Raw genomic sequence first — 220 nt, 5'->3', positions numbered from 1 at the left:
CAGATCGCGCCGCACCTCGCCAAGATCGCGCCGGTCGTACATCCAGCGGAGCTCGAGCAGGCAATCGTCGTCGACCTCTCGCAATGATGCCGTCCTCGCGCACCCGCTCATAGCGCGCATCCAGGATCAGATAGGGGAATGGCTCCTTGAGCTTGCGCTCGCAAAACGCCTTCAGCGACGCATCCAGCCGTTTGTTGATGGCGCTGATCGCCGAGGCCGA

1 pseudogene is annotated in these 220 nt (G+C 63.2%); it reads right to left on the bottom strand.

The features are described 5' to 3' along the window. Positions 1-220: pseudogene (locus AC5ZG1_RS44985) on the bottom strand (transposase); the annotation flags it as partial.

This window comes from Bradyrhizobium sp. Leo78, from assembly GCF_059512425.1.
This window is presented reverse-complemented; position numbering and strand designations above follow the sequence as displayed.